The organism is Cyanothece sp. BG0011, from assembly GCF_003013815.1.
In the GTDB taxonomy this organism is placed as follows: Bacteria; Cyanobacteriota; Cyanobacteriia; order Cyanobacteriales; family Microcystaceae; genus Crocosphaera.
In genome coordinates this window covers 39,644-52,465 of the sequence record NZ_PRLH01000093.1, presented here as the reverse complement: position 1 = coordinate 52,465, position 12,822 = coordinate 39,644, and the positions used below count along the sequence as shown (strand labels likewise).

General features: G+C 38.3%; 12 protein-coding genes. 6 read left to right on the top strand and 6 right to left on the bottom strand.

Translation table 11 applies throughout. The annotated features are described in order from the left end of the window. Positions 1-230: 230 nt before the first annotated feature. Both lpxB and lpxA read right to left on the bottom strand, forming a co-directional pair. Positions 231-1,406: a lipid-A-disaccharide synthase gene (gene lpxB / locus C4E06_RS11460; protein ID WP_107668183.1), complete on the bottom strand. Its 1,176-nt coding sequence runs from the start codon at positions 1,404-1,406 to the stop codon at positions 231-233. A gap of 39 nt (positions 1,407-1,445) precedes the next feature. Continuing rightward, a complete protein-coding gene (lpxA, locus tag C4E06_RS11455; RefSeq protein WP_107668182.1) occupies positions 1,446-2,273 on the bottom strand; it encodes an acyl-ACP--UDP-N-acetylglucosamine O-acyltransferase in 828 nt (275 codons plus the stop codon). 191 nt (positions 2,274-2,464) lie between these two features. Between lpxA and C4E06_RS11450 the strand changes: the two genes are divergently transcribed. Genes C4E06_RS11450 through C4E06_RS11435 form a run of 4 tightly spaced genes read left to right on the top strand, consistent with a single transcriptional unit; the run spans position 2,465 to position 4,895 of the window. After that, on the top strand, positions 2,465-3,868 hold the full coding sequence (locus C4E06_RS11450) for an IctB family putative bicarbonate transporter (protein WP_107668181.1): 1,404 nt from the start codon (positions 2,465-2,467) through the stop codon (positions 3,866-3,868). Positions 3,869-3,895: 27 nt separating this feature from the next. Further along, on the top strand, positions 3,896-4,351 hold the full coding sequence (locus tag C4E06_RS11445) for a hypothetical protein (protein ID WP_107668180.1): 456 nt from the start codon (positions 3,896-3,898) through the stop codon (positions 4,349-4,351). After that, positions 4,338-4,661, top strand: coding sequence for a hypothetical protein (locus tag C4E06_RS11440; protein ID WP_107668179.1), 324 nt, complete (start codon positions 4,338-4,340; stop codon positions 4,659-4,661). Before C4E06_RS11445 ends, C4E06_RS11440 begins: the two co-directional genes overlap by 14 nt. A 21-nt stretch (positions 4,662-4,682) precedes the next feature. Further along, on the top strand, positions 4,683-4,895 hold the full coding sequence (locus tag C4E06_RS11435) for a hypothetical protein (RefSeq protein WP_107668178.1): 213 nt from the start codon (positions 4,683-4,685) through the stop codon (positions 4,893-4,895). Positions 4,896-5,132: 237 nt separating this feature from the next. Here C4E06_RS11435 and metK read toward each other — a convergent pair whose 3' ends face one another. From metK to C4E06_RS11410, 4 genes are all read right to left on the bottom strand, one after another. After that, the gene (gene metK, locus C4E06_RS11425) at positions 5,133-6,383 is read right to left on the bottom strand and encodes a methionine adenosyltransferase (RefSeq protein WP_107668176.1); all 1,251 of its coding nucleotides are present in this window, start codon (positions 6,381-6,383) and stop codon (positions 5,133-5,135) included. 99 nt (positions 6,384-6,482) lie between these two features. Then, positions 6,483-7,226 carry an HAD family hydrolase gene (locus tag C4E06_RS11420; protein ID WP_107668175.1) on the bottom strand — a complete coding sequence of 248 codons (744 nt, stop codon included), beginning with the start codon at positions 7,224-7,226 and terminating at the stop codon, positions 6,483-6,485. Positions 7,227-7,252: 26 nt separating this feature from the next. Next, on the bottom strand, positions 7,253-8,377 hold the full coding sequence (locus C4E06_RS11415) for a mechanosensitive ion channel domain-containing protein (RefSeq protein ID WP_107668174.1): 1,125 nt from the start codon (positions 8,375-8,377) through the stop codon (positions 7,253-7,255). Between the two features lie 12 nt (positions 8,378-8,389). Further along, complete coding sequence (locus tag C4E06_RS11410; protein ID WP_107668173.1) at positions 8,390-9,490, bottom strand: mechanosensitive ion channel family protein; 1,101 nt, start codon at positions 9,488-9,490, stop codon at positions 8,390-8,392. 373 nt (positions 9,491-9,863) lie between these two features. Between C4E06_RS11410 and C4E06_RS11405 the strand changes: the two genes are divergently transcribed. Together C4E06_RS11405 and ligA are read left to right on the top strand one after the other, a co-directional pair. Beyond that, positions 9,864-10,763 carry a sulfotransferase domain-containing protein gene (locus tag C4E06_RS11405; RefSeq protein ID WP_107668172.1) on the top strand — a complete coding sequence of 300 codons (900 nt, stop codon included), beginning with the start codon at positions 9,864-9,866 and terminating at the stop codon, positions 10,761-10,763. A gap of 26 nt (positions 10,764-10,789) precedes the next feature. Then, entirely contained in the window at positions 10,790-12,820 is a 2,031-nt protein-coding gene (gene ligA, locus C4E06_RS11400; protein ID WP_107668171.1) for an NAD-dependent DNA ligase LigA, read from the top strand. The last annotated feature ends 2 nt before the right edge of the window (positions 12,821-12,822 follow it).

Sequence of the window (12,822 nt, the reverse complement as noted above, 5' to 3'; positions counted from 1 at the left end):
CTACTATGGGGTCTTAGAATTAGTTTATCTTAACTTATCCTTATTAGACTTCTTGCAGAAATCGGGAATGGGGAATGGGCAAGGGTTCTCCCCCTAACCAAAGGGGGAGTTAGAGGGGGTAGCAAGGGTTCTCCCCCTAACAAAAGGGGGAGTTAGAGGGGGTAGCAAACGTAAGTGAGTGTGAGAAGAAAATTAACATTTTTCTCCCTTTGCTCCCTCTAGAGTTTCTTCTAGGATGCTATGGTGCTTTGGTTTTGGTAGTGTAAAATCTCATGAGCCACGCGATCGCAGACTCCCACCTCTCCTAACAGGGTTCTCATTTGTTCATAGTCAGCGAAAGTTTTTTGACGACGTTCGGGGTTTAATAATAAGTCTAAAGATTCATCCACAATGCGATCGATAGTGGCTTCTTCTTGTAATAATTCTGGCACAATTTCTTCCATCACCACTAAATTAGGAGGGGACATAAACGGAATAGAAAACTTAAGAACATTTCTAGCGATCCACATAGTCAAAGGATTCACTAAACACAGAACTAATTGAGGAATATCTAATAACGCTAATTCTAAATTCACCGTTCCTGATTTAGCAATGGCAAAGTCAGCAGCGGCCATCACTTCTATGGCCCGTCCATCAAATAAAGTAATGGATAAATCATATTGTTTAACCATTTCTTCGATGGTATGGCGATATTCTTTTAACGACACAGGCAAGAGAAAATGCACATTAGGAACCTTTGTTTGTAACTTCTGTGCTGCCTTACAAATTAAGGGTAAATGATACTTTAATTCTTGATAACGAGAGGCAGGAAATAAAGCCACCACCAGTTGATCTTCTTTAATTCCCAAAGCTTGACGGGTGGCTTCTCTGGAGGGGGCTTTGGCCATTCTATCTAACAAGGGATGACCCACCCATTTAACCTTAACCCCTTTTTTCTCAAAAAATCGGGCTTCTTCGGGAAAAATCGCCAATAAAATATCAGTAATTTCAGCAAATTGTTCAATGGTTTTATTATTCGGGGCCCAGACCCAAGACTGAGGAGCAATATAATAAATAATCGGCACATGGGGTAAGTGTTTACGGGCGTACTTACCGAAAGCCACATTCGGTCCCATATAATCCAATAAAATTAACACATCGGGGGGATTATCCCGTAAATAAGCCTTAACCCGGCGCTGCATTAACCAAGTGGGGATAATAAAGGGCAACGCTTCAACAATACCAATGGACCCAATCCCGGCCGTATTTCCCAATAACTTTGCCCCGGCGGCTTCCATGAGATTACCTCCCAGGGCCAAAATTTCTAAAGGAATATTTTGCTGTTTGGCTTGTCGATACAGGGCTTCAACTAACATTGATCCTTGTAAGTCCCCTGACACTTCCCCGGTACTGATAAAAATCTGCATGACTTCCTATTTAACCCCTCATTATCAATAGACGATTACTTAATTATTTCCTGGGATTGGCCCTCGCCGTTTTTCTCCTGTGGTAGAGAGTTGAAGAAAATGACGTAAATATTGGGCATATTCATTATTATCGAGGCTTTCTAACTGTTCTAGGGCCTGTTGCAATGTGAGATCAGACCGATACAACAGACGAAAGGCTTTTTTAAGATAGCCCACATCTTCGGTGGTGAGGCCGGCCCGTCTTAACCCCACTAAATTGAGCGATCGCACTCTAGAAGGGTTTCCTTCGATCATCATAAAGGGAGGGGCATCGCGATCAATGCGACTCATTCCTCCTAACATGGCATTCCGGCCAATTCTCACAAACTGATGAACCCCTAACACACCCCCAATCACTGCCCTAGACTCAATATGAACGTGGCCGGCTAAAGCGACGGCGTTGGCGATGATCACATGGTCTTCGATCACACAGTTATGAGCAACATGGACATAAGCCATTAACAAGTTATTATTACCAATTTCTGTGACTTCATCGGCGTGGGTGGCTTTGTTGACGGTGACAAATTCCCGAATGGTGTTACCATTTCCAATTTTGACCCGACTCGGGGCCCCTTTATATTTGAGGTCTTGGGGATCTAAACCAATGACTGCACTGGGGAAAATGCGGTTATTTTCCCCAATTTCTGTGGGTCCTTCGATGACCACATGGGGTCCTATGGTGGTTTTTGCGCCTATTTTCACCTGATCACCAATGACAGCATAGGGGCCGACTTCCACAGTGGGATCAATTTGTGCCTTCGGATGAATGACAGCCGTAGGATGAATTAGGGTAGTCAACGGGTTATCTCCCTTTGGATAGGTCAACATGGAATTTTAGTTATAGGGTACACAATAAAGGTTTTTAAGGGAACCGGGAAAGGAGAATTAGGGACAATAATATATGATGACGCAAATTCTTTATTTTGGGTTCTGCTTAGCTATCACTGGTTTAAATATCGGTTGACAAAAGCAAGCTTGATCCGTGATAACTAATAACTAATCTTTTTTGGTAAGGATTCATGAATTCAACTTGGGATCTCGTTACCCTCTCTTACTTTTCACCGAAAACTTGGCTAAATGCCAGTTATGTCTATCGTTTGGTGGGTTTATTGTCGACTTGGCGTGAGTCTAGCTTTTTATTACAGTGGAGTGAGGCCATTGGGGCATTATTAATTAGTTTTGTGTTTATTTTTAGTCCTTTTATTACCACTGGTTTGATCGGAGTTTGGTTAATTGCCATTATGGGTTATTGGGGCATTTTAACCTTATCTGATACGGCAAAACCTGGGTTTAGTCCCATTCATTTATTGGTGTTTGTCTATTGGGGAATTTCTGCCGTTGCGGTGGCGTTATCTCCTGTGAAAATGGCTGCTTTTTCGGGGTTGGTTAAGTTAACTTTGTATTTGGTGTTTTTTGTTTTTTGTGCGAGGATTTTGCGATCGCCTCGCTTAACGAATTGCTTAATTACTGCGGTTTTAGGTATTGGTTTAGTCGTCGGTTGTTATGGGGTTAGGCAGCAAATTTTTGGAGTCGAACAATTAGCAACTTGGAATGATCCCACTTCAGAATTAGCCGGTGCAACCAGGGTTTATAGTTATTTAGGTAATCCTAATTTATTATCGGCTTATTTGTTACCATCTATTGCTTTAGGGATTGCTGCCTTTTTTGTTTGGCGAGGTTTATTCCCGAAACTATTAGCTATTACTATTACGTTAGTCAATACAGCCTGTCTTTATTTTACGGGAAGTCGGGGCGGTTGGATCGCAATGGTCGCTTTAATGGCAACCTTTTTATTATTATTTTTTGTTTGGTTTAAAAACAATTTATCTCCCTTTTGGCGTAAGTGGTTATTACCGTTAGTGTTTGCTGTTTTAGGGGGGTTAATGTTTGCTGCAATTCTCTCCGTTGACTCATTACGAATGAGGGTTATGACTATCTTTATGGGAAGAGAAGATAGTAGTAATAATTTTCGGATGAATGTCTGGATGGCGGTATTAGATATGATTCGCGATCGCCCGTTAATTGGTATTGGTCCAGGTAATAATGCCTTTAATAAGATTTATCCCCTTTATATGAGTCCTAAATATAGTGCGTTAAGTTCTTATTCTGTCTTGTTAGAAACAGCAGTAGAAACCGGTTTAATTGGTTTAAGTATTTTCATTTGGTTAATTGTTGTTACTGTTAATCAAGGAGTCCGACAAATTCAACAATTAAGGGATCAAAATAATCCTTATGGTATGTGGTTAATTGCTGCGATCGCTGCTATGGCTGGATTAATGGCCCAAGGATTATTTGATACGGTTTGGTATCGTCCCCAAGTTAATACTTTATGGTGGTTTCTAGTGGCTTTAATTGCTAGTCAATATCAACCAAAATCAAAAGTTAAGGAGGTCAAAGAGGAGAAATTAGAAGTCAGAATTTAGTCATTTTTATAGTGTTTTTAACGTCAAGTGTCTGCTAAATTTTCTCTATTTATACCATCGAAAATCTTACAAATAGAAAAACACTTTTCTCATAAATTAAAGACATGGATAACTGAATATAGAGGGAAGAATTTTGTAGAGTCTGGTTTTGAGCAGTATAATTTATTCAGCTTGCCAGACTTTTTACAACAGTTAGATGTTAATGCAGATTTACCTGATAAAATTTATCATCGTTATTGTGTAATTGATTGGGGGTTTTATTTCCCCCCTTCTAATATTTTGCAAGATTTTTTAGTCTGGTTAGCTGAAATTTATCCTTATGGAGAGATAGGATTATTGAAATATTGGTCAGATAAGTTAAAGCGTTTTCCTCCGATTAAAATTGCGGAAGTTGATAATAATATTCTTGATTTATCAATAGATAATTTACCCCTTGATCAAGTTTTATTTTTTCCATTGAAACAATTTTATGAAACTGATTGAGTTATTTCCTTTTAGAAAACAAGATAGAGAAAAGCTACGAGAAAATTATCAAATTTTATGGCAAGAAGCTGAAAAAATTGGTAAAGAGTATGAACAAAAATCCTACACAGAAATTTTGTCTTCTTCAGCAAAAACCGTTATCATTAACCTATCGGAAGAGCAACAAATAAGCTGTTCTATCGATGCTTATCATGTAGAGAAAAATGGAACTATAGCAGTTTGTATTGATGTTGATGGTTTACCGACACTATTAGGTATCAAACCATCTTATCATTTTTACAAAAGACCTGATGGTTCTATTGATTACTAATAGTCTAATTTTAATTAAATTATGAATAGTGAAGAATTAGCCCGATATATTGAAGAAACTGACAGAATATCACAACCCTGGTTATTGATACAATTAAGACTCAAAAAATTACAAGAAAATCGCCAGAATCTCTCATCTAATGAATATATCGCTCAAATGACTGAATTACACCAAGAATTAATGAAATTGGGTGAATGGTGGGTAGGGATTGAAGATGACGTATTTAATCCTTAAAAAAGCCTGAAAATATCTTTAAAAAGCGATCGCTTTCAAAATATATTAATGTAATGAAGTTTGAATGGGATGAACACAAAAGACTAATAAACATCTGTAAGCATGGCATTGACTTTTTGGATGTAGAGAGCATTTTTGAGAACGATACAGTTATTATTGAAGATAATCGCTTTGATTATAAAATGAAAGGGAAAAGAGTTATCCCCTTTCCCCCTAAATGTTGTAACCGAGTTAAGATTAAACGCCAACTTTTAATAAAGCCTCTTTAAGTAAGGCTGCTTTATCCGTTGCTTCCCAAGGAAGATCGAGATCATTCCGTCCAAAATGTCCATAAGCAGCCACATCTTGATAGAAACGACCCCCTCGTTGTGAAGGCAGTTGACGCAGGTTAAGAGACTGAATAATACCGGCAGGGCGTAATTCAAAGAGTTCTTTTACAGCATCAAGTAACTTGTTTTCGTCTACTTTACCAGTGCCAAAGGTTTCCACTAAAATACTAACTGGACGAGCAACCCCAATGGCATAACTAAGTTGAACTTCGCACTTATCAGCTAAACCAGCGGCCACAATATTTTTAGCGACGTAGCGACAAGCATAAGCAGCAGAACGATCGACTTTGGTGGGATCTTTTCCTGAAAATGCCCCGCCACCGTGACGAGAATAACCACCGTAGGTATCAACAATAATCTTACGACCGGTTAACCCGGCATCCCCTTGAGGACCACCAATAACGAATTTTCCCGTAGGATTAACTAAAAAACGAGTTTCTTGAGACGCTTTAATACCAATATTGTCTAAAACAGGTATAACGACGGCATCCCAGAGGTCAGATTTAATTTTAGCTTGAACTGCATCATTATCGGTAATCGAGCCGATGGTTTCATCATGTTGTGTAGAAACGAGAATAGTATCGATACCCACAGGAATACCATCTTCATAAACGATGGAGACTTGGGTTTTCCCATCGGGGCGTAAATAGCTTAAATCACCGGTTTTACGAACCGCAGCCAAACGACGGGCGAAACGATGGGCTAAACTGATGGGTAAAGGCATGAATTCGGGGGTTTCGTTGCAAGCATAACCAAACATAATCCCTTGATCGCCGGCACCAATTTGGTCTAATTCGTCGTCACTAAGTGCCTGACGTTGTTCCTGTGCCTGGGTAACCCCTTGGGCAATATCGGGGGACTGTTCGTCTAAAGCGACTAAAACCGCACAACTATTGGCAGAAAAACCATTATCAGCGTCAGTGTAACCAATTTCTGCAATTTTTTTGCGGGCAAGGTCTACAAAATTAACATTCGCTTTGGAGGTAACTTCTCCAGTAATCAAGACTAAACCTGTGTTGACCACTACTTCGGCCGCTACCCGACTTTGATCATCGTGGTAGAGTAGGGTATCAATAATAGTGTCAGAGATTTGGTCACAAACTTTATCGGGGTGACCTTCCGTTACAGATTCAGATGTAAATAGATAACGACGAGACAATGTTTTTGACCCTCTCTAAGTAACGATACGGATTAAAGCTGTTGTTAACCTCCGATCATACACCCTAAAATCCGAATTAGGAAATGTGACCATCGTTTTTCATGACTTTATTAATTGAATTGCTTCGATTTGATTAATAATAATATCAGCCTCCTCTAAATGACTGACTGTCTGATTCCCCCAACAAATACCGATGGTTCCTGCAACTCCTGCTTGTTTGGCCATGGAAATATCCCCTTGAGAGTCTCCTACCATAAGGGTCCTATTTGGCGGTGTTTTAAGCATTTCACAGGCTTTAATAAATAGTTGGGGGTTCGGTTTACTTAATCCTTGATCTCCTCCCATTATTAATTGAATATAATCAGAAAGTTGGTGTTCTTGGACAAAATGTTGAACGTCTTGAGTCGGGGCAGCCGAAAGAATTCCGAGTTTTAATCCAGCTTCGGATAAGCTTTTTAACACCTCTAAACTACCTGTAAATAAGGGGGATGTGGTGGGATCTTTTTTCAGATATTTATCAACCTCCCTAAAGCCATTTTCAGCAATGTCTAAGGCTTCAAACCAACTGCGTCCGGTTTCGGCAATGTAAGCAGCCGCAGCAATTAAGTTTTCTTGGCGACTGCCGACAGCCATTAAGCCGGTGGGATCGAGTTGATTATCTTGAAGACCAAAGGCCATTAATAAAGGTTCCCCAATACCGGGTATTTCAGCATCTAATAAACGGGCCCGACGAATACTTAATTCTCTCAAAAAGTTATTAGAATCTTCTAAGGTGCCATCTTTATCAAAAATAATGGCTTCAATATCTTTAAACTCAACGTCACCACAACGAATGTTTATCAAGATGTTTACTCCTTAAGTCACACCAGTTAAATAGTAACAGGAGATTCTACATAAATTGTCGGTTCTTGCACCGTAAATTCAATACCATAGTTACTCAGTTTACTGGTAATGGTTTCGTTAGCTAATTCTAATAGCCGTTTTCTTAATTCAATAGAATTTTCACTGGAACCTAGGATAAAAAAGGTAACCCTTGCACGAATTCCGTCACTGCCTTCTTTGGCAAATAAAGAAATTTTGGTACTGCCAGGATCGATGCCAAATAAAGCGTCGGTACTTTCTTTTACCACTTGTTCAACTAATGCTTGTTCTGAGTCTTCTAACTGTTTTAGAAAGTCTAAATAAAGTAACACCATGACTTTTTTGCCACGGGTGACGTTCTCAATTTCTAGGTTGGCCATGATAGAATTAGGGACAATCATTAGGGTACTTTTGGCTGCTGTACGGATTTTTGTTGACCGTAAGCCTATGGATTCAACCCGGCCAAATAAACCGCTAGGAAGCCGTATATATTCCCCAGGAATAAACGGACGATCTAAATATAATACGCAGGTTCCTAATAGTTGTTCTAAGGTTTTTTGTGCCGCAAAGGCAATGGCTAAACCCCCGATTCCTAAACTGGCTAATAATCCCACTAAGTTCACTTGTTGACTTTGGGCAAAGGCTAAAACAGCAATAAAGCCAATAATGACATTGGCAATGGTTTCAAACACTAATAATAATTCGTCAACTTGTCGACCTAGTTTTCTCACTAAATCAATGCCATAAAAGCGCACAAATTGACGAAAAAGTCGAGAACAAAGCCAAGCAAAACTACTAATAACCGCTAGATCAATAAAAAAGTTTAGAAATCGATAAATTCCTGGATATCTAACCAAAAAATTGAGAGAAATAGAAACCAAAATTAAAGTTCCTGTAATGCGAAATAAGTCTTCAATGGGAGTAATTAATTTTTCATAAATACTAGCAACTTGTTTAGGAGAAAATCGTTGAATAATTAGCCTAGCTAAAAAAGGGGTATAGCGTCCAATTAGTATGGATAAAAGGACAAAAACAAGAAAGATGAGTAATTGTAAGCCAAAGGTAATCATCCCCTTTTGGGCTGCTTCATTAAATTGAAATAAATTGGTGAAATAGTCAATAATAACTGTCATGATCAATAATTATTAAACAGTAATGGGTGAATCAACGTTAATGGTTTTATCTTCTATATCAAAACCGATTCCATATTCTTTTAATTGGTAGGTAATTTGTTGATTAGCAATCTCTAAAAATTGACGGCGTAACTCCATAGATACTTGTCCTGATCCTAAGATGAAAAAGTTGATTTGGGCTTGAGTTACTAAGCCATTTCCATTCTTAATAGGTATTTCTTTAAAAATAACATCGGTACTGCGAGAGTCAATGCCAAAAATGTCGCTTGTACTGTCTAATATGACTTGACGAATTAATGCCTCTTCGTCTTTAGGAATTAAGCGATAAAAAGTCAAATAAATCAGAGAAACCACTTTTTTAGCCCCGGTGTAGTTCTCAATATTCATCTGGGTTAAGGAACTATTAGGCACGATCATTAAGGTTCCTTTCCCAGAGGTTCTAATTTTTGTTGACCTTAACCCCACCGATTCTACTCTGCCAAAAGTGCCATCGGGTAAGCCGATATAATCATCAGCAATGAAGGGTTTATCTAAATACAGAACAATTCCCCCTAATAGTTGTTCTAGGCTTTTCTGTGCTGCAAAAGCTACTGCTAATCCCCCAATTCCTAAACTAGCTAATAACCCGAAAACATTAATATCATGGGTTTCTGCAAAGATGAACAAAACAATGAGAATAATAGCAGCTTTCGTCAGATATTTAGCAATAATGATAAATTCACTATTGAGTTTACTACTATTGGCGATCGCCAGTTGTAACAAATGGTCATCAAAAAAGGTTTGACAAATTTGTATACCCACCCAAATAACCGTAAAAACGATGACTAGACTTAAAGGAATTTCTAGAAATTTTAGCCAACTGGGTAAGGAAAAAATTGATAAACTCAGATCCGTAATGGTTAATAACCCAATTAATCCTAACCAGTTTTGATAAGGGGGGATAATCTTCTCATAAATAATTTTGACTTCACTGGAGAAAAGATTGGTAATAATGTTTCCTACAATTCTCGGTAACAAAAATAAGCCAATACCACCCGTTATTAAGATTAGGGTAACAACAGCAAAAATAATAATGCTATCTATATCGATACTCAATGAAATACTATCAGCCATTTTCTTCTATCACTTCCAACTATCAATTACTTAACCAACGTAAAAAAATTTAAACATTGTTATCATAGCATATCTTAACAGATCGTAAAGGTTTGAGACTGCATGGGAACTGAATAATAGCCATCAAGATATCATTTAAAAAGAAGAATTTATTCTTCAAAAAAACTCCGTTATTATAAGAGTTTACATTTGATTGTACTGCTTTTCGAGTTGATAATAATTTAATTAGACTTGTTATTCAACTTTCGAGTTATATAGACCCATGACAAAGCAATGAAATTAAACTATTAATTTCGTAAGAGTATAGGCTTTAATGATCCTTGTAGGATAAACTATACTCACATTCTTGTTTTGATTTTAAATTTCTATCAATATGTCTCAACCTAACTTTATCGTTGCTGGCGCACAAAAAGCAGGAACTTCGGCCTTTTGGAAAATGTTGAAACAACATCCACAGATATTTTGTTCGCCGATAAAAGAACCCACCCATTGGATAGTCAGAGATTGGCCTGAAGGTCCAAAGTATATGAAAAACCTTAATCTTCCTGAATCTGAACGTCGCTTTCCTATTGTCGAGGATCCAGATAAGTATGAACGCTTATTTGAAGGTTCAGAAAATTATCCAGCCATTGGAGAAGCTTCAATCACTTATCTATCCTGTCCCTGGGTAGCGCAGCGACTACGGGATAATCTTCCCACAGTGAAACTCATATTTATTCTGCGAAACCCCAAAGAAAGAGCCTTTTCTCACTATCTAATGCACGTTCAAAAAGGAATCCGCTCCCTAACAACCATAGACAAAGATATTTGGGAAATAGAATCTCGTTTATTCGGGTCACAGTCATGGGAATTTGGTTATGTTCCCTTCGGATTATACTACGAACAATTAACCAGATATTTTAAATACTTTCCTCCTGAACAGATGAAAATATTTTTATACGAAGATTTTTGTCAAGATCCTTTAAAAGTAATGAAAGAAACTGCTTTATTTTTGGGAATTGATCCGAATTTTGAACCAAATACTAACTCAAAAGTTAATGTTAGTTATCGTATTTCAAAGAAAAATATATTACATAAGTTTATTGATAACAATTCAATTTTATTTAAAAAAATAGCCAAAAAATATCCTAAAGTAGCAAAAATGATAGAAATTAAACAAGAAAAACCCAAACTTGACGATAATTTAAGCAAGACGTTAACAGAATATTTTGCCCACGATATGACTCAATTAGCAACTTTGATCAACAGAGATTTAACAGCTTGGTTACAATAGTTGAACTAAATTAGTGAGAAAAAAAAATGACAATTAACTCAGAAATTAACCAACGAGTGACCCAACTTCGTCAACAACTACAAAAAGCCAATTATGCTTATTATGTGCTTGATGATCCCATTATGGAGGATGCTGTTTATGATCAATTATATCGAGAATTAGATAATTTAGAAACAGAATATCCTCAGTTAATTACCCCAGATAGTCCGACCCAAAGAGTCGGTGATCAGCCCGCCTCTCAATTTGTTTCGGTTACTCATAATATTCCCCTTTATAGTTTAGAAAATGCTTTTAATTTAGAAGAGTTGAAAGCGTGGGAAAACCGATGGCAACGATATCATGAAGCCGAGGATTTTAACTCAATTGAATATGTGTGTGAATTGAAAATTGATGGATCAGCCCTAGCGTTAACCTATGAAAATGGCCTATTAATCCGAGGTGTAACCAGAGGAGACGGAACCACAGGAGAAGAGATTACCCAAAATGTTCGCACCATTCGTTCTATTCCTTTAAAATTAAATATAGATAATCCTCCCCCCATTGTAGAAGTTCGAGGAGAGGCTTTTTTACCCCTAGATGAATTTGATCGCATTAATCAGCAAAGAGAAGAAAAGGGAGAGGCTTTATTTGCTAATCCTCGTAACGCAGCCGCCGGGACGTTACGACAGTTAGATCCAAAAATTGTTGACCAAAGACGCTTACAATTTTTTGCTTATACCTTACATCTTGAAGAGACAGAAATTAAGAGTCAATGGCAGTCTTTAAACTATTTAGAAAATAGTGGCTTTTTAGTGAATCCTCATCGCCAATTATGCCAGTCTCTTGATGAAGTGGCCGACTATTTTAAGCAGTGGGAAACTAAGAGAAAAGACCTCCCTTATATGACTGATGGGGTAGTGGTCAAAATTAATGATTATTCGTTGCAAAAAGCGTTAGGGTTTACCCAAAAATTCCCCCGTTGGGCGATCGCTTTAAAATATCCGGCCGAAGAGGCCCCGACTCTGGTTAAAGATATCATCGTCAATGTGGGACGAACCGGGGCCGTGACACCCATGGCCGTCATGGAACCGGTTCATTTAGCCGGAACCACCGTACAAAAAGCCACCCTTCACAACGGCGATCGCATTGCCCAACTGGACATCCGTGTGGGAGATACGGTGATTATTCGCAAAGCAGGGGAGATTATTCCTGAAGTGGTTCGTGTCTTACCAGAATTACGTCCCCCCAACACCGAACCCTATGAAATGCCGGATCGCTGTCCAGAATGTCATTCCCCCCTCATTCGTCCCCCACAAGAAGCGGTTTTGCGGTGTATGAATTTGTCCTGTGGGGCGATTTTACGGGGTAGTTTAGTTCATTGGGCCTCACGGGATGCCCTCGATATTCGGGGGTTGGGAGAAAAAATTGTCGGTTTACTCATTGATAATGGGTTGGTCAATTCCATTGCTGATTTATATGATTTAACCCCCGAAAAAATTGCCAATTTAGAACGCATGGGTAGCAAATCAGCCGACAAGTTAATTAATGCCATTGAAGAAAGCAAACAACAACCGTTTTCACGGGTTTTGTATGGTTTAGGCATTCGTTATGTGGGCAGTGTCACGGCTAATTTATTAACCAAAAATTTTCCGAGTATTGATCAATTATCTCAAGCTTCTTTTGCTTCGTTATCTTCTGTTTATGGGGTGGGTGAAGAAATTGCCCAATCGATCATTGACTGGTTTAGTATTGAAAAAAATGTCAATTTAATCCAACAATTAAAAAAAGTTGGGTTACAATTAGAGACAAGTTCCCCTCAAACAACCACTGTTGAATCTTCCCCAACTCCCTTATCCGGCAAAACTTTCGTTATTACCGGCACATTACCCAGCTTAAAGCGTAATGAGGCTAAAGCATTAATTGAAAAAGCCGGGGGCAAAGTAACCGGTTCTATTAGTAAAAAAACAGATTATTTGTTACTGGGAGAAAATGCAGGATCTAAGTTAATCAAAGCACAAGAACTAGGGATTAATCAACTGAGTGAAGCAGACTTATTAACGCTTCTACAAACTGATTAATG